The organism is Pseudomonas sp. ICMP22404, assembly GCF_006227205.1.
In the GTDB taxonomy this organism is placed as follows: domain Bacteria; phylum Pseudomonadota; class Gammaproteobacteria; order Pseudomonadales; family Pseudomonadaceae; genus Aquipseudomonas.
In genome coordinates this window covers 415,014-430,820 of the sequence record NZ_VCNG01000004.1, presented here as the reverse complement: position 1 = coordinate 430,820, position 15,807 = coordinate 415,014, and the positions used below count along the sequence as shown (strand labels likewise).

Below are 15,807 nucleotides of genomic sequence, written 5' to 3'. Positions count from 1 at the left end.
AACTGCACCCATGTTGCCGATAGACCGCTATCGCGAGCAGGCTCGCTCCCACACAGGAGACCGTCCAACCCAAGAAAACGTTCATTCATTGTTGTTCAGAATTGTTCATTGTCAACCGGCGAATTGTTCAGTTGTTCAGTTTTGCTTGTTCACTTGTGTTCATCCGTGAACGTATTTTTCCGACGGAAATCAGTAAAACCCAATAAATTCAGCAGGATGAGATTTCTGGCACGGCTTTCGCTTTTAACCTTCGGTCGCTTGACTCCCAAAAATAAAAAGGCCGAGCCATGTCATTAACGCTTGAGCACATTTGTCGCACCGTCGAGGGCCAGACCTGGATCGACGATGCCAACCTGAATTTCGAACCCGGATCCTTCAACGTTCTGTTGGGCCGCACATTGTCCGGCAAGACCAGCCTCATGCGCCTGATGGCCGGCCTGGACAAGCCCGACAGCGGTCGCATCCTGATGAACGGCGTCGACGTGACGAATCGTCCGGTGCGGTTGCGTAACGTGTCGATGGTCTATCAGCAGTTCATCAACTACCCGACCATGACCGTTTTCGAAAACATCGCCTCGCCCTTGCGCCAGGCCGGTGTCTCCAACGAGGTGATCCAGAGCAAGGTGCTGGAAACCGCGAAGATGCTGCGGATCGAAAAGTTCTTGAAGCGCCATCCATTGGAGCTCTCCGGTGGTCAGCAGCAGCGGACCGCCATGGCCCGCGCGCTGGTCAAGGATGCCGAGCTGATCCTGTTCGACGAGCCGCTGGTGAACCTGGACTACAAGCTGCGTGAAGAGCTTCGCCAGGAAATGCGCGAACTGTTCCAGGCCCGCCACACCATTGCTGTCTATGCCACCACCGAGCCCAACGAAGCGTTGGCCCTGGGTGGCACGACCACGATTCTGCATGAAGGCCGGGTGATCCAGAGCGGCAAGGCGGCCTCGGTTTATCACCAGCCGCAAACCGTGCTGGCCGCCGAGCTGTTTTCCGAGCCCCCCATCAACCTCATGCCGGGACGTATTGCCGGTAATGAAGTGAGCTTCGCCAATTTCGTGCACTTCCCGCTAAACGTCGACCTGCGCCCGGTGGGCGAGGGGGAATTCCGTTTCGGTGTGCGCCCCAGCCACATCTCGCTGGTGCCGAGCAACGACGACGACCTGGAACTGGCGGTGACCGTCGAGGTGGCCGAGATCAGTGGCTCGGAGACCTTCCTGCACGTGCGCAACGAACACTTCCTGTTGGTGCTGCACCTGCCCGGTGTGCATGAGTACGACGTGGATGCGCCGATCCGCATCTACATCCCGACCCACAAACTGTTTGTCTTCGACGCCCAGGGCAAGTTGGTTCAGGCCCCGGGCCAGCGTATTGCGAGGGTTGCCTGATGGCTGAAATTCATTTGCAGAACCTCGCCCACAGCTACACCAGCACTCCGGCGGGCCCCGAGGATTACGCGATCCGCGAGATGAACCACGTCTGGGAGCAGGGCGGCGCCTATGCGTTGCTCGGGCCTTCGGGATGCGGTAAATCCACCTTGCTCAACATCATTTCCGGACTGCTCAGCCCCTCCGAGGGGCAGGTGAAGTTCGACAACAAAGTCGTCAACGACCTGAGCCCGGAACGGCGCAACATCGCCCAGGTGTTCCAGTTCCCGGTGGTCTACGACACCATGACGGTGTTCGACAACCTGGCGTTCCCGCTGCGCAACCAGGGCATGGCCGAAGCGAAAGTCCACACCAAGGTTCAGGAAATCGCTGAGGTCCTCGACCTGCAGAACCTGCTGGACAAGAAGGCCCGCAACCTCACCGCCGATGAAAAGCAGAAAGTCTCCATGGGCCGTGGGCTGGTGCGCGATGACGTGTCGGCGATCCTGTTCGACGAACCGCTGACGGTGATCGACCCGCACCTGAAATGGAAGCTGCGGCGCAAGCTCAAGCAGATCCACGAGCAGTTCAACATCACCATGGTCTACGTCACCCACGACCAGTTGGAAGCCTCCACCTTCGCCGACAAGATCGCGGTGATGTACGGCGGCCAGATCGTGCAGTTCGGCACGCCCCGGGACTTGTTCGAGCGCCCGAGCCACACCTTTGTCGGCTACTTCATCGGCAGCCCGGGGATGAACCTGATCGAGGTCACCGCGCAACCTGGCGGTGTCGGTTTCGGCTCGACCCATTTGCCGCTGTCCGAAACCTTGCAGAAGCGTGTGGCCGAGGCTGAAGGCAAAACCCTGAAAGTCGGCATTCGCCCCGAATTCGTCCACGTCTGGGAAGGTCCCTACGACGACGCGATGCGGGCCGAGGTGACGCACGTCGAAGACCTGGGCACCTACAAGATCCTGACGCTCAACCTCGACGGTGCGCCGCTCAAGGTGCGCCTGGCCGAAGACAAACCGGTGCCGGAAGGTACAGCGTATATCAGCTTCCCGGCCCAATGGCTGATGGTGTACGCCGATGAATATTTGCTGGAATCGTCGAGTGAGGTGCAGCCATGAACAAGGTGCAGAACAACAAGGCCTGGTGGCTGGTGTTGCCGGTGTTCCTGCTGGTGGCCTTCAGTGCGGTGATCCCGATGATGACCGTGGTCAACTATTCGGTGCAGGACATCTTCGACCAGTCCAGCCGCTACTTCGTCGGTGCCGACTGGTACAAGCAAGTGCTGATGGACCCACGGTTGCACGACTCGCTGCTGCGCCAGTTCATCTATTCGGCCTGCGTGCTGTTGATCGAAATCCCCCTGGGCATCGCCATCGCCCTGACCATGCCGACCAAGGGCAAATGGTCGTCCTTGGTGTTGATCATCCTGGCGATTCCGCTGCTGATCCCATGGAACGTGGTCGGCACCATCTGGCAGATTTTCGGCCGCGCCGACATTGGTCTGCTCGGATCGACCCTCAACGCCCTGGGCATCAATTACAACTATGCGGCCAACACCATGGACGCCTGGGTGACGGTGCTGGTGATGGACGTCTGGCACTGGACCTCGCTGGTGGCGCTGCTGTGCTACTCCGGGCTGCGGGCGATCCCGGATGTGTACTACCAGGCGGCACGGATCGATCGGGCGTCCAACTGGGCGGTGTTCCGGCACATTCAGTTGCCGAAGATGAAGAGCGTGCTGCTGATCGCGGTGATGCTGCGCTTCATGGACAGTTTCATGATCTACACCGAACCGTTCGTGCTCACCGGTGGCGGGCCGGGTAACGCCACCACGTTCCTGAGCCAGACCCTGACGCAGATGGCCATCGGTCAATTCGACCTGGGGCCGGCGGCCGCGTTTTCCCTGGTGTACTTCCTGATCATTCTGTTGGTGTCGTGGCTGTTCTACACCGCCATGACTCACTCCGACGCCAACCGTTGAGGCCTGCACGATGAGCAATAAGAAGCTGATCCCGTTGCTGCTCTACATCCTGTTCCTGCTGGTGCCCATCTACTGGCTGCTGAACATGTCGTTCAAGAGCAACACTGAAATCCTCGGCAGCCTGACCTTGTGGCCGCAGGATTTCACCTTCCATAACTACAAGGTGATCTTCACCGACCCGAGCTGGTACACCGGTTACCTGAACTCGCTCTACTACGTGAGCCTGAACACGGTGATTTCCCTGAGCGTGGCGTTGCCCGCTGCTTACGCCTTCTCGCGGTATCGGTTCCTGGGGGACAAGCACCTGTTCTTCTGGCTGCTGACCAACCGCATGGCGCCACCGGCGGTGTTTCTGTTGCCGTTCTTCCAGCTGTATTCGTCCATCGGGCTGTTCGACACCCATATCGCCGTGGCCCTGGCCCACTGTCTGTTCAACGTGCCGTTGGCGGTGTGGATCCTCGAAGGCTTCATGTCCGGGGTGCCGAAAGAAATTGACGAGACCGCCTACATTGACGGCTACAGTTTCCCCAAGTTCTTCGTCAAGATCTTCATCCCGTTGATCGGCTCCGGCATCGGCGTGACGGCGTTCTTCTGCTTCATGTTTTCCTGGGTCGAACTGTTGCTGGCTCGCACGCTCACCTCGGTCAATGCCAAGCCGATCGCGGCGGTGATGACCCGCACGGTGTCGGCCTCGGGTATCGACTGGGGGGTGCTGGCGGCGGCGGGGGTGTTGACCATCCTGCCGGGCATGCTGGTGATCTGGTTCGTTCGCAACCACGTGGCCAAGGGCTTTGCCCTGGGTCGGGTCTGAGGAGTCGATGATGGAATGGATGAACTGGACCGTCCCCACGGCGGTATTTTTTGGGGTTATCGCCTTGTTCCTGGTAGGCATGACCACTTGGGAGTTGCGTTCGCCGAGCATCCCTCGGCGTGGTTTCCTGCCGATTACCACGACCCGTGGCGATCGGTTGTTTATCGGTCTTCTCGGTAGCGCCTACCTGCATCTGCTGGTAATCGGCGCCACCGACTGGAGCATCTGGATAGCGTTCGCGTTGTCTTGGGTGTGGCTGTTGGCAGTGATGCGGTGGGGCTAGTCGCGCATATTCGACGATCAGGCTCTTAAACCCAAACAGGAGGTCTCTATGTTCAATAAAAACAATAAGCTGCGACATAGCGTTTCATTGGCAGCCGCACTGGCACTCAGCGGGTTGAGCGCTGTGGCCTGGGCTGACGCCTATGAAGACGCCGCTAAAAAATGGATCGGCAGTGAATTCAAGCCGTCAACCTTGACAGCCGAGCAGCAGCTCGAAGAACTCAAGTGGTTCATCAAGGCCGCCGAGCCGTTTCGTGGCATGAAGATCAACGTGGTGTCGGAAACCCTCACCACCCACGAATACGAGTCCAAGGTACTGGCCAAGGCCTTCACCGAAATCACCGGGATCCAGTTGACCCACGACCTGCTGCAAGAAGGCGACGTGGTGGAAAAGATGCAGACGGTGATGCAGTCGGACAAGAATATCTATGACGGCTGGGTCAACGACTCGGACCTCATCGGTACGCACTTCCGCTACGGCAAGACCGAATCGATCACTGACCTGATGGCCAATGAGGGCAAGAACTTCACTTCGCCGACCCTGGACATCAAGGACTTCATCGGTACGTCGTTCACCACCGCGCCGGACGGCAAGCTCTATCAACTGCCCGACCAGCAATTCGCCAACCTCTACTGGTTCCGCGCCGACTGGTTCGAACGTCCGGACCTGAAGGCCAAGTTCAAGGAGAAGTACGGCTACGAGCTGGGCGTACCGGTGAACTGGTCGGCCTATGAAGACATCGCCAAGTTCTTCTCCGAAGACGTCAAGGAGATCGACGGCAAGCGCGTCTATGGCCACATGGACTACGGCAAGAAAGACCCGTCCCTGGGCTGGCGCTTCACCGATGCCTGGTTCTCCATGGCTGGTGGCGGCGACAAAGGCCTGCCCAACGGCTTGCCGGTGGACGAGTGGGGCATCCGCGTCGAGGACTGCCATCCGGTCGGTTCCAGCGTGACCCGTGGCGGTGATACCAATGGTCCTGCGGCCGTGTTCGCCACCACCAAATACGTGGATTGGCTGAAGAAGTACGCGCCACCGGAAGCGGCGGGCATGACCTTCTCCGAGTCCGGCCCGGTGCCGGCCCAAGGCAACATCGCCCAGCAGATTTTCTGGTACACCGCGTTCACCGCGGACATGACCAAGCCAGGCCTGCCCGTGGTCAACGCGGACGGCACGCCGAAGTGGCGCATGGCTCCGTCGCCGCGCGGTCCGTACTGGGAACAGGGCATGAAGCTGGGGTATCAGGACGTGGGTTCCTGGACCTTCATGAAGTCCACGCCTGAGAAGCAGAAACTCGCGGCCTGGCTGTACGCGCAGTTCGTGACGTCGAAAACTGTGTCGCTGAAGAAAACCATCGTCGGCCTGACGCCGATTCGTGAGTCGGACATCAACTCGCAGGCGATGACCGACCTGGCGCCGAAACTGGGTGGCCTGGTGGAGTTCTACCGCAGCCCGGCCCGCGTGCAGTGGACCCCGACCGGGACCAACGTGCCGGACTATCCGCGTCTGGCGCAGCTGTGGTGGAGCCACATCGCCGAAGCGGCCAGCGGCGAGAAGACTCCGCAGCAGGCACTCGACGGCCTGGCGAAGGATCAGGACGCGATCATGACCCGTCTGGAACGCTCCAAGGCCCAGGCCACCTGCGCGCCGAAAATGAACCCGGAACGCGACGCGCAGTACTGGTTCGACCAACCAGGTGCACCGAAGCCGAAACTGGCGAACGAGAAGCCTAAAGGCGAAACCGTGAGCTACGCCGAACTGCTGAAATCGTGGGAAGCAGCCCGCAAGTAAGCGCCCTGCAATAAATGAACGGCACCGAAAGGTGCCGTTTTTTTTGAGCCATGAAAAGAAGTCCACAACCTCCAGGCACACCACCGAACCCCGTGGGAGCCGGGCTTGCCCGCGATGACATCAGCCCATCCGACACCAAGGCCAACAGACCCACCGCCATCGCGAGCAGGCTCGCTCCCACATCGGATTGCGCGGCCCACAACCCCAGACACACCACCAAACCCTGTGGGAGCGAGCCTGCTCGCGATGACGCCGGCCCATCCAACATCAAGGCCAACAGACCCACCGCCATCGCGAGCAGGCTCGCTCCCACACCGGATTGCGCGGCCCACAACCTCAGGCACACCGCCAAGCCCTGTGGGAGCCTGGCTTGCCCGCGATGACATCAGCCCATCCAGCACCAAGACCAACAGACCCACCGCCATCGCGAGCAGGCTCGCTCCCACACCGGATTGCGCGGCCCACAACCCCAGACACACCACCAAACCCTGTGGGAGCCTGGCTTGCCCGCGATGACGCCGGCCCATCCAACATCAAGGCCAACAGACCCACCACCCTGCCACAGTCAGGGTTACAGCGATGTCATCAGCCTGCCTTGACCTTGCTGGCCTGGGGACCTCCGGCCATGGGGGTGGGGGTGGCTTTCATCAGTGTATCCAGCGCCTGCCGATAGTTCTTGCCGGCCAGGCTCATGCTGTTGTTGTGCGTTCCTCCAGGCACCAGCAACAGGTGCTTCGGCTCGTGGGCCGCCTTGAACAGTTGCTCGCTGAAGCGCGGCGGAACGTAGTTGTCCGCCGCGCCATGCACCACCAGTAGCGGCATGTTGATTTCGGGGATCTTGTCGATGGAGTCGAACTTCTGCGACAGCAGCCACCGCACAGGCAGGGAGGTGTCCGCGATGGCGGTCGCCACGTCGCCCAGCGAGGTGAACGTGGATTCGATGATCAAGCCTCGGGCCGGCACGGTGGCGCCGTCTTTCGCAGCCTTCTGGCCGAGTTCGGCGGCGAGGTCCACCGCGACGGCGCCGCCCAGGGAGTGACCGTAGATCAGTCGCAGGGCCGGGTCCGGCTGCAACGCTTCAAGCCGCTCCCAGGCAATCCGCGCATCCTCGTAGACGCTGGCCTCGGACGGCAGGTCGCCATGGCTCTTGCCGAAACCACGGTAATCGATCGCCAGCACCGAAAAGCCCAGGGCACGCAGTTGCTGGATGCGGAACAACTGGCCCGTCAGGTTCCAGCGCACCCCGTGCAAATACAGGATCGCCGGCGCGTTCTTACGTTCGGCCGGCCACCACCACCCGTGGATATTTTCCCCGGTCTTGAAGCTTTTGGGCTTGAGGTCGAACTCCTGCACGCTGCTCGGAAGGCCGCTGAACCAGCTCGCCGTCCCCGGCTCGATGCGAAACACCAGCTCCCGCTCCTTGTGCTGCAACACCGCACAGCCCGCCGGCAAACCGACCACCATCGCAGCCATGCACAAATAGGCGAACCAGCGGCGCCGACGGCGAGGGAGTAAAGATGAAGGCATCGAAGCGACTCGCTACTCAAGACACAAAGATGCGTTTTAACAGATCCTCTCGCAGGATGGCGGGATTTTGCATGGCTGCCAGTTTCTGACGAGTGACCGGTGTGGTTGATTTGAGTACCCGAATCAGCCACACGAACCACTTAGCCACGCACATCCTCAAGCTCAGTCAACACAAACCGCTGTCTCGCCCCGCCATAAGGCACCTTGGGCACCCCCTCCAGGCGCTTGCGCAACACCTCGGTCAAGGAACACCCGGCTTCCAGGCTGTCGTCGCCAAAGTCCCCTTCGAGGTGCAGCGGATGCACAACCACTTCGAGAGCGCCGTGGTCCGGTGGTGCTGCGTGTTGCAGGTCGGCCGGCGTGCAGACGTAGTCGGCCGTGGCGCCGCTGAGGTTGCGCAAGCGCCGGTTGAACAAGGTTTTGAAAATGCGTTTGGGCAGGTTCAGGTTGGCCCCCAGGTTGCGTGCCAGGCGTACGGGCACGCCTTGCCTGGCGGCGAAGCGGGCCAAGACTTCGCCGATGGGCCAGATGTTGTGCACATGGTTGTGGGAATCGAGGTGGCTGGGTCGCACGCCGTAGTCCAGGCAACGTTGCCACTGGGCTTGGAGCTCCTCCTGCACCGCGGCCAGGTCCTTCGCGCCCAGACGCAGGGCATGACGCGACAGGCTCAACCTGAATTCACCGTTTGCGTCACAAAATGTGCGGCTCGCTGCAATCGACGGACTCAGCGGCAAGCCATGAGTAATGTTGAAGTGCAAGCCAATACGCCCGCGGAGCATGGGGTGCCGGGCCATCTTGCAGGCCTGCTCGAAACCCGCGGTATTGACCATCAGGGTGGCGGAACTGATGACCCCTGCCTCGAAGGCCGATTGAATGACTGCGTTGTCGCTGAGGCTGAGTCCGAAGTCGTCAGCGTTGATTATGACTTCGCTAGGCATGATCGCTCTCCTTGCTTTTTGGATTGGGTGAAGAAACAGCCGTTGTGTTTTGTTGGCGCGGGCGCTTGCCGAGCCACGGCTTGAGACTCTTCCATAGCCGTAGCGCCAGTCCCAGAACCAGGCCACCGGGTTGCCATGAATAAAAGCTCCAACGCCAGTGTTCCAGTTGTCCGGTCATGCGCTCATGCAATTGATGGCTGGAGTTTTCCAGGCTGACCCGGGATGCATCGATCCAGTGCCAGTTGTCATCCAACCCCCAGCGAATCCACTCTTCGAGCAGCACCCGGCCGCTGCCCAGGTCGGCGTGCTCCGGCAGGAACGCCAGGTTGTAGTCGTACAAGCGTCCCTGCTCCAACAGGCCGAGGCGATAGCTGATGCAGTGCCCATCCAATTCCAGCATCACCACCCGCACCAGGCCTTCGGCGGCGAGGGCTGTGAAGGCGTGATTCATCCACTGTCGGCGCATGGGGTCGGAGAAGATGCCGACACCTTCTTCACCTTTCCAACTGGCCGCCTCGACTTCGGCGAGGGTTCGCAGCAGCGGTCCCATGCCGATGGCATCCGGTGTTAGCCGTTGGATGCGGGCACCGCACGCGGCGATCCGCTTGCGCGCCCGGCGCAGCTTGTAGCGCGGATCGCCGGAAATTTCCTGATGGTCGCTGTCGCTGATCAGATGCACCGGCACCCGACAACTCAACCGCCGTTCTCCGGTGGAACTCAAGGCCATCCAAGTACTGAGGACGCTTTCTTCACCCACCGGTTCGGTCACTTCATTCAACTGTAGCAATGCATGGGGCAGTTGCTGACGGATCTGCATCAATGCCTGGCCCATGGCGTCGGCGTCCAGGTGCACCAGCAAGGCGATGCGGTCGGCCAGTGGATAGCCCAGGTGACGCAGCACCCGAAACCGCAGCCCGCAGATGCGTTCGCGCGTAGACACCAGGGGCAGGCACAGGTTGAGCGCCTGATCCTGCCAGCCCAGCAGCACATGCAGCTCCTGGTCGGGCTGCAGCGCCAGCTCTGCCGCTTGCAGCCAGGCCAGGGTGTTGAACGGCGTCGTATCGGCCACCAGGGTTCGCAGCTGTTCATAAGCTGATACAGGAAAGCTTGCCGCGCCCAGGGAGCGACACCATTGGAACCGGATGGTCATGAACGTCAGGCCGCCGCAGTGGATGGAACCGGTTTGGCCGGTTTACGGAAAGAGTCCAGGACCGAGCCGGTGTAAAACGTGTCACGGAAGAACCGCCAGCGGCCGAACAAGCAATACATATGGGTGATCTGGCCGCGCTCCTGATAGTCCATGCGCAGGTGCAGCTTGACGGCTGGAATGTTGCGCAGCTCGAAGACGTCGACCACTTTGTTGCAACCCTGCTCGGCCATGGCTTTCCACAGATCCAGCTGGAAATCCACCGATAGCTGGGTCCCCCAGTAAGCGCGGTACAGCTCACCGCCGAACTCGAAGAATTCACCCGGTTTGACCGGGAACCAGCAGCGAAAGAAATGGCGGTCGAAATAGTCCCGTTTGCTGCCCCAGATGAAAGCGACGGTGTCGCCCTTGTCGTCCAGGTACATGAGCCCGGTGTGGCCTTCGGCAGCCAGTTCACGCATGGTCTCGACGCGATCGCCAAAGTACGTGGCGAAGGCATCGGCGTTACGGGTGGTAATGCGTTCCCGGCGCAACGGGGTATAAGGCCTGAGGTTGTTGGGCCGTATCGGACTGACCAGATCGCGTTCCATCCACACCAGCTGTTCGTGGAAATACAGGTAGTGTCTGCACAGCTGATTCAGAACGGCGCGCAGACCTTTCTTCCGAATTTGATCACGCAATTTTTGCAGAACGTTCATGGTGCCTCCTGGCGAGGGGCGGGTTGGGGGAAGACCCCATCACGAGCTTGCTCGCGATGGGGTTGAATCGCCATGGACATCAAGCTGGGGCAGCCGATGCACGCGGCGGGGTCGGTTTACGAAAAGCGTCCAGTACCGAGCCGCGGTAGAACGTGTCGCGGAAAAACCGCCAGCGACCGAACAGGCGATACACGTGGGTGATCTTGCCGCGCTCCTGGAATCCCATGCGCAGGTGCATCTTGATCGCCTGGATGTTTTGCAGATCGCAGACATCGACCATGGTGTTGCAACCGTGGTCCGCCATGACTTTCCACACTTCCAACTGCATGTCTGCCGAGATAGTGGTACCCCAGTACTCACGGATCGCCTCGCCACCGAACTGAAAATACTCGCCAGGCTTGATCGGAAAATTGCAGCGATAGAAATGGCGGTCGAAATAGTCCCGTGTACTGGCCCAGGCGAAACCCACTGTATCGCCCTGAGCATCCAGGTACATCAAGCCTATGTAGCCTTCGGCCGCCAGCTCGCGCATGGTTTCGACGCGGTCGCCGAAGTGCCGGGCAAAGGCATCGGCATTGCTGACCGTGATGAACTCCAGGCGCATCGGTGGGTAGGGCTTGAGGTTATGCGGGGGGAGTGGGGTCCGCACATCGTGCTCCAACCACACCAGTCGGGTGTGGAAAAACACGTAGCGCCTGAACAGCAGTTTGAGAACGGAGCGCAGGCCCTTTTTCTGAATGCCATCACGTAATGCTTGCAGAACGCTCATGGTGCCTCCTGACGGGTGGCGGGTTGGGGGAAAGAGAGGGCAGTCCAGCCGAGGGCAAACACGGTTTCTCCTGGCAGGAGAAACCGGATCTGCCCGGCCTCGCAGTTGAACGGGGCGCTGCGGCTTTGGTTGTCGGGGCCGAAATACACCAGCTCTGCCTGCGCGTGGGGGCAGGACGCGCCGTCCAGGCTGACCTGTTGCGGGCGCGTGCTTTTGTTCACGCCCAGCAGGCTGCGCCTCGCGTCGGTGGCCATTGCCAGCACGTCGACTTCGAAGGCGTCGTTATCCAGGCGTAGCACCTGATTGAGCCAATGCTGTTGGATGAACTGCTGGGCCAGACCCACCGGCTTGAGTTCGAAGCGCTGGTTGTCCAGCACCCGCACCATGCCCTTGGGGTACTCGGGTTCATCGGCGAGCATGAACCAGTTGAGCATGTCCAGCCAGCCGTCAGCGGAGGCATTGATGACCACGGACGTCCACCACAGGGCGGCGTAGTGGGTTTCCTGATCGTAGGGGCTCAGGCTCGAGCCGCTGGACATGTTGGTCTGGTCCAGCAGCAGGGCCTTGCGTGGTCGTCCGTTGTTATCCAGGCCCACCAGGCGGGCGGCCTGACGCACGCTGTGGCGGTACACACGGGTGGCGAGCAGGTCGCGGATCATCCATTCATGCCAGGCCAAGGCGTCGATCTGGTCATCGTATTTGGCCAGCAGGCGTCGCGCCCAATCGATCCCGCGTTTGTCGGCAGCGTCATCGGCCAGGGGACCGTTGGTGAATCGTGAGCTGGCGGGAATGGCAATGCGCACACCTGCTCGTGCGTTGGCGGGCAGGGCGCGGACCTGATTGGCCATGCTCTCGAACACTTGCTGGTAGCTGGCGAAATCGGCGTAGTTGAGGTTCGGCTCATCGGCGAAACCCAGGTAATGAATGCCTTTGCCACCAAGGGCGCGAGTCGCCGTGAGCCAGGCCTGCAAGCCGCTGTTGCTGACCCGATCTGCCCGCAGATCGGCCTTGCGTGCGCTACCGGCCAGCAAGGTGATGTCCCGGGTGATGCCGAAACGGTCCTGGTACAGGCGCCGAAACTGATTTTCATAGTCGGGCTTGTCTGCAGTGATGTCGACCAGACTGTAATAGCTGGCGGCCTGGGGCTTGAGGGCTTCGATCACCGGGTAGGCCGATGGCGGGGGCATGACGTAGGGCAGGTAGACCCCCAGTTTCGGGGTTGTTCCCAGGACATCGTCATAGAGTTTCAGGCGCGCCTGCCCCGGGTCCTGGCGCAGCGGTTGCAGATGCTCTGGGTTTTGGGCGAACAGGTTCGCCGTGCCATCCAGCCAGAATGCCGCCTTGCCGTTGCCCTGCAATTGCAGGCGCCAGGTTTGCTCGACATTGGCGACGGGCAGGGCGACTCGATCGAACTGCCCATAGACCGGATACGGCTTGAGGTTCAACTGCACCTGTTTGCCATCGGCGACGCGCTGGGCTCGCAGGTTGCGCACGCCGCCATGGAACTTGCCCGCCAGCACGGCCTGTTCGCCGGGGGCGACCTTGAAATACAACTCATCGCCGTCGTGGGTTTCGGCACTGAAATGCACCTTGGCCGGGGCGAACAGCGCCCGGGTATGGGCGTCGTGTTCGACGGAGTAGCGGCGGAAACTGTAGCCGGGAATTTCCAGGCGATAGCTGGCGGCTCCCGGCAACAAAGGCCACTGCTGTTCGCCACGCTCCTGGACCTTCTTGATCAAGCGTTTCCCTACCAGGCGCCCCTGACCGTCGAGCAGGTACAGGTGTTCCGAATTGGCGTTGGCCTGCCAGGCCGGTACCCAGCGCACGGTCACCCGGTCCGGCCGGTCGGTCTGCAGGTACAGGCTGCCGTCGCGGATGCCGGTCCAGGACATGGAGGCGCCATGGGCCGGAAGTGCCAGGGCCCATAGGCATGCAGCAGCCATTATCCAGCACCGCGCCGACCCCATCGCGAGCAGGCTCGCTCCCACCCTGCATCGGCCGCGGATACTGTGATCGACACCAGGCCCCTGTGGGAGCGGGCTTGCTCGCGAAGGGGTCGTCAAATCCAGCATCTGTACAGGCCGAGCCGCCGCTTTCGCGAGCAAGCTCGCTCCCACAGGGTTCGGTGAGATCCCTGTGGGAGCGAGCCTGCTCGCGATGGCGGACTGAGGGGCGACGAAGCTCATGCCGATTTCCCCATCAGCATCTGCCGCATCGGCAACAGGTCGCTGGGCAGGATGATCAACGTCTGCCACAGCGCCACGCCGCTGAGACGGCAATACATCGCCAGCAACGCCAGGGTCACCCCCAGGTAAGCGATGGAAGACGCGGCGGCGGCACCGACGATGCCGTAGCGAGGTATCAACAGCACGTTCAACGCCAGGTTCAACAACGCCCCCACACCCATCAGCAGCGATACCGTGCCGGGCCGGTTCTTGCCCAGCAGGTCCAGGCGCAGGATGCTCGCATAGCACAGCCCGAACAGCCCCGGCAGCAGCGCCAGCAAGGCCGGATAAGCCGGTTGGTAGGCCACGCCGAACAGGGTCACGATCAACCATTCGCCGATCAGCGCCATGCCCAGGCAGGCACCGAGCATCACCGTGGCGGTCAGGCGCAGGGCCAGGGGCGTCAGGCGCTGCATGTCGTGGTCCTGTTGCAACAGGCGTTTCATCAGAGGCGTGGTCACGGCCTCCGGCACGATCAGCAGCAGCTCGGCGGCGGCGCTGGCCATGGCATAGTGACCCAGGGCGGCGCTGCCCAGCAGGGCGCCGATGAACAGGTAGTCCGAGCGCAGGATCACTTGCTGGAACAACAGGTCCGGATGGCTGCGGGCGCCGTAGCGCAGCAGCTCGCCCTGAGTGGCGCTGTTCCATTGCAACGACACATCGTGACCCCGCCGCAACCAGACCCAACCGGCCAGTACTACCAGGCTCAGGCCCGTCAACCAACTGATCAATGCCGCTTCCAGGGCCGCGTCTTTCCACATCCAGAACAGCGCCAGGAACAGCAACAGCGGCACCAGGGATTCCATCAGGCGCAAGGCATTGAAGCCGCCTACGCCGCCTGAGGCATTGTGCAGCGTCAGCAGGCCGCTCTTGAGCACACTCAACGGCACGGCGAGCAACAGCAGCCAGGCCAGCAGACCCAATTGCATGGTGATGTCCAGCTCCGCACCGAACACCCGCGCCAGCGCCACCACCAAGAAGGTCAACAGCCCGGCCAGCAGGCAGCCGAACACCAGCACCTGGCTGAGCAGCAGCCCCATCGAACGCTGCTGCGCCGCCTGATAGCCCACGGCTGAGTTCAAGCCACCGCTGGTGGCGGCGCTGATCAGGTCCGGCAGGGTGCTGAGCAGGGCGAACAGCCCGCGTTCGCTGGGGCCCAGGATGCGCGCCAGCAATACGTTGCGCAGCAGGCGCAGGCCGATCATCGCCAGGCGTGTCCCCATGCTCAGCACCAGGTGTTTGAGGTAATGCGCGCGGCTCATGGACGTGCTCCTCGACGAATGCGCCAAGCCAGCAGTTCGGGGTGCTGGGCGTTGCGTTGACTGACACCGAAGCGCGGCAGGTTCAAAGGGTCGCCGTCATTGCGATACAGCCCGGCCTCGGTCCCCAGGGCGAACGAGAAACCGTGGGCCGCCACTTGGTGGCGCACGCGTTCGTCGTTATCGCCATTGGGGTAGCAATACACCGGCAAGGGTTGAGCACAGGCGTTTTCCATGGCTATCCGGCTGCGACTCAGTTCTTCATGCAGGCGCTGGTCGTTGAGCTGGGTGAGGATCGCGTGGCTGGCCCCGTGGGGGCCGAAGCGCACCAGGCCTGAATCTTCGAGCATGCGCACTTGGGTCCAGTCCAGCGCCTGGGGCTGGGCACCAGGGGGGCAGGTGTCAGTGAGGTCGCTCAGGATTTGCGGATCAAGGGTTTTGAGGCTTTGCAGATAGTGCAACAACGACAGGCTGCGGCGTTCGTCATCCAGGTCGTCGAGCATCACCGGCAACGGCCGTCCGGCCTGTTGCAAGTGTTCGATCAGCGCCAGCCGCGCCACCTGGCCGTGGCTGCCCCACAGGGTTTCGCCGATGCTTTCCCACCAGAAGTGCTGGCGGCTGCCGATGAAGTCGGTGGACAGGAAAATACTCGCCGGCACCTGGTATTGGCGCAGCAGGGGAAAGGCATTCATGGCGTTATCGCGCCAGCCGTCGTCGAAGGTCAGGGCCACCCGCGGACGGTCCGGAACGGTGGCGGGGTCGGCCAGCAGCAAGGTCATCAGGGGCACGCATTCGAAATGCCGTTGCAGCCAGATCAGCAAGTGTTCGAAGGCTTCCGGCCCCACGCACAATTCGTTGCGATGGGGCAGTTCGGCGGCGCGGTCGTTGCTCAGCACCCGGTGCAGCATCAGGATCACGCCGGCCCCCCGCAGCGGGCCGCGGCCCAGGGCCGTGTTCAGATACAACCAGCCGCCGGTGAGCTTGAAGACTTGTTTGATCGACATT

The 15,807-nt window shown here is 61.6% G+C and carries 14 protein-coding genes; 6 read left to right on the top strand and 8 right to left on the bottom strand.

Going from position 1 to position 15,807, the window contains the following annotated elements; all coding sequences use genetic code 11:
• Positions 1-287: 287 nt before the first annotated feature.
• From FGE05_RS10155 to FGE05_RS10130, 6 genes are read left to right on the top strand one after another with little or no spacing between them, the layout of a single operon-like run.
• The gene (locus tag FGE05_RS10155; protein WP_041023712.1) at positions 288-1,382 is read left to right on the top strand and encodes an ABC transporter ATP-binding protein; all 1,095 of its coding nucleotides are present in this window, start codon (positions 288-290) and stop codon (positions 1,380-1,382) included.
• A complete protein-coding gene (locus tag FGE05_RS10150; RefSeq protein WP_139644516.1) occupies positions 1,382-2,491 on the top strand; it encodes an ABC transporter ATP-binding protein in 1,110 nt (369 codons plus the stop codon). Before FGE05_RS10155 ends, FGE05_RS10150 begins: the two co-directional genes overlap by 1 nt.
• Positions 2,488-3,354 carry a carbohydrate ABC transporter permease gene (locus FGE05_RS10145; protein ID WP_041023710.1) on the top strand — a complete coding sequence of 289 codons (867 nt, stop codon included), beginning with the start codon at positions 2,488-2,490 and terminating at the stop codon, positions 3,352-3,354. The genes FGE05_RS10150 and FGE05_RS10145 overlap by 4 nt, the downstream gene beginning before the upstream one ends.
• A gap of 10 nt (positions 3,355-3,364) precedes the next feature.
• On the top strand, positions 3,365-4,165 hold the full coding sequence (locus FGE05_RS10140) for a carbohydrate ABC transporter permease (protein WP_139644514.1): 801 nt from the start codon (positions 3,365-3,367) through the stop codon (positions 4,163-4,165).
• A gap of 10 nt (positions 4,166-4,175) precedes the next feature.
• Complete coding sequence (locus FGE05_RS10135; protein WP_139644512.1) at positions 4,176-4,448, top strand: DUF2160 domain-containing protein; 273 nt, start codon at positions 4,176-4,178, stop codon at positions 4,446-4,448.
• Positions 4,449-4,496: 48 nt separating this feature from the next.
• Complete coding sequence (locus FGE05_RS10130) at positions 4,497-6,239, top strand: ABC transporter substrate-binding protein (protein ID WP_139644509.1); 1,743 nt, start codon at positions 4,497-4,499, stop codon at positions 6,237-6,239.
• Between the two features lie 585 nt (positions 6,240-6,824).
• Here FGE05_RS10130 and FGE05_RS10120 read toward each other — a convergent pair.
• From FGE05_RS10120 to FGE05_RS10085, 8 genes are all read right to left on the bottom strand, one after another.
• Entirely contained in the window at positions 6,825-7,766 is a 942-nt protein-coding gene (locus FGE05_RS10120; RefSeq protein ID WP_139644505.1) for an alpha/beta hydrolase, read from the bottom strand.
• Positions 7,767-7,906: 140 nt separating this feature from the next.
• Positions 7,907-8,704, bottom strand: coding sequence for a ChbG/HpnK family deacetylase (locus FGE05_RS10115; RefSeq protein WP_139644503.1), 798 nt, complete (start codon positions 8,702-8,704; stop codon positions 7,907-7,909).
• On the bottom strand, positions 8,697-9,854 hold the full coding sequence (locus tag FGE05_RS10110) for a GNAT family N-acetyltransferase (protein WP_139644501.1): 1,158 nt from the start codon (positions 9,852-9,854) through the stop codon (positions 8,697-8,699). Before FGE05_RS10110 ends, FGE05_RS10115 begins: the two co-directional genes overlap by 8 nt.
• A gap of 5 nt (positions 9,855-9,859) precedes the next feature.
• The gene (locus FGE05_RS10105) at positions 9,860-10,549 is read right to left on the bottom strand and encodes an N-acetyltransferase (protein ID WP_139644498.1); all 690 of its coding nucleotides are present in this window, start codon (positions 10,547-10,549) and stop codon (positions 9,860-9,862) included.
• A 79-nt stretch (positions 10,550-10,628) separates the two neighbouring features.
• Positions 10,629-11,318, bottom strand: coding sequence for an N-acetyltransferase (locus FGE05_RS10100; RefSeq protein ID WP_139644496.1), 690 nt, complete (start codon positions 11,316-11,318; stop codon positions 10,629-10,631).
• Positions 11,315-13,261, bottom strand: coding sequence for a hypothetical protein (locus tag FGE05_RS10095; RefSeq protein WP_139644495.1), 1,947 nt, complete (start codon positions 13,259-13,261; stop codon positions 11,315-11,317). Before FGE05_RS10095 ends, FGE05_RS10100 begins: the two co-directional genes overlap by 4 nt.
• A gap of 239 nt (positions 13,262-13,500) precedes the next feature.
• Positions 13,501-14,805, bottom strand: a complete 1,305-nt coding sequence (locus FGE05_RS10090; RefSeq protein WP_139644493.1) for a lipopolysaccharide biosynthesis protein — start codon at positions 14,803-14,805, stop codon at positions 13,501-13,503.
• Positions 14,802-15,806 (bottom strand): polysaccharide deacetylase family protein, encoded by a 1,005-nt coding sequence (locus FGE05_RS10085; RefSeq protein ID WP_139644491.1) that lies wholly within the window; start codon positions 15,804-15,806, stop codon positions 14,802-14,804. Before FGE05_RS10085 ends, FGE05_RS10090 begins: the two co-directional genes overlap by 4 nt.
• Position 15,807: the final 1 nt, after the last annotated feature.

Bases quoted from the DNA above. Each gene is read 5' to 3' on its own strand.
- FGE05_RS10155 (WP_041023712.1), top strand. From the start codon at position 288: ATGTCATTAACGCTTGAGCACATTTGTCGCACCGTCGAGGGCCAGACC.
- FGE05_RS10150 (WP_139644516.1), top strand. From the start codon at position 1,382: ATGGCTGAAATTCATTTGCAGAACCTCGCCCACAGCTACACCAGCACT.
- FGE05_RS10145 (WP_041023710.1), top strand. From the start codon at position 2,488: ATGAACAAGGTGCAGAACAACAAGGCCTGGTGGCTGGTGTTGCCGGTG.
- FGE05_RS10140 (WP_139644514.1), top strand. From the start codon at position 3,365: ATGAGCAATAAGAAGCTGATCCCGTTGCTGCTCTACATCCTGTTCCTG.
- FGE05_RS10135 (WP_139644512.1), top strand. From the start codon at position 4,176: ATGGAATGGATGAACTGGACCGTCCCCACGGCGGTATTTTTTGGGGTT.
- FGE05_RS10130 (WP_139644509.1), top strand. From the start codon at position 4,497: ATGTTCAATAAAAACAATAAGCTGCGACATAGCGTTTCATTGGCAGCC.
- FGE05_RS10120 (WP_139644505.1), bottom strand. From the start codon at position 7,766: ATGCCTTCATCTTTACTCCCTCGCCGTCGGCGCCGCTGGTTCGCCTAT.
- FGE05_RS10115 (WP_139644503.1), bottom strand. From the start codon at position 8,704: ATGCCTAGCGAAGTCATAATCAACGCTGACGACTTCGGACTCAGCCTC.
- FGE05_RS10110 (WP_139644501.1), bottom strand. From the start codon at position 9,854: ATGACCATCCGGTTCCAATGGTGTCGCTCCCTGGGCGCGGCAAGCTTT.
- FGE05_RS10105 (WP_139644498.1), bottom strand. From the start codon at position 10,549: ATGAACGTTCTGCAAAAATTGCGTGATCAAATTCGGAAGAAAGGTCTG.
- FGE05_RS10100 (WP_139644496.1), bottom strand. From the start codon at position 11,318: ATGAGCGTTCTGCAAGCATTACGTGATGGCATTCAGAAAAAGGGCCTG.
- FGE05_RS10095 (WP_139644495.1), bottom strand. From the start codon at position 13,261: ATGGCTGCTGCATGCCTATGGGCCCTGGCACTTCCGGCCCATGGCGCC.
- FGE05_RS10090 (WP_139644493.1), bottom strand. From the start codon at position 14,805: ATGAGCCGCGCGCATTACCTCAAACACCTGGTGCTGAGCATGGGGACA.
- FGE05_RS10085 (WP_139644491.1), bottom strand. From the start codon at position 15,806: ATGTCGATCAAACAAGTCTTCAAGCTCACCGGCGGCTGGTTGTATCTG.